At 56.0% G+C, this 480-nt stretch carries 1 pseudogene; it reads right to left on the reverse strand.

Going from position 1 to position 480, the window contains the following annotated elements:
- Positions 1-477: pseudogene (locus tag AC4PG8_RS13915) on the reverse strand (site-specific DNA-methyltransferase); the annotation flags it as partial.
- Positions 478-480: the final 3 nt, after the last annotated feature.

Below are 480 nucleotides of genomic sequence, written 5' to 3' on the forward strand. Positions count from 1 at the left end.
TTTGGCTTCTGCGGGGTCAATGCCGAGTTTGTCGACGAGCTGATCCGCGGTGAAACCGAAGTCATCGTTATAGACGAACCCGTCGCCACCGGTGTTGTAAGGCGGGTCAATGTAAATGCACTTGATCTTGCCGCTGTACGAATGCACCAAGTGCTTCAGTGCATCGAGGTTGTCGCCAACGATGTACAGATTCTCTGACGCGGCGTTCTCGGGCTGATCGTTGTGTTCGACGTCGGGAACAACAACTGTCTCTGTCTTGGTGCTCGCCTGGAACTTGGCGTAGCTCTTCCCCAAGAACTTCAGTTCGTACCCCTCGCGAGAGAGCTTCACCTCATCGGCACGAAGGGTTTGCTCGAGTCGGTCGATCATGAACGAGCCGTCGCTCGCAAAATAACCAGGCAACGCCTTGCGCAGTCGCTCGAGCTCGCGAGTGTTGGGCGCAACAGTCGCGTTGTACTCTCTGGCGTCTCTGATCATGGG

It is taken from the genome of Listeria sp. MAN/IMW/UF555 (assembly GCF_058684075.1).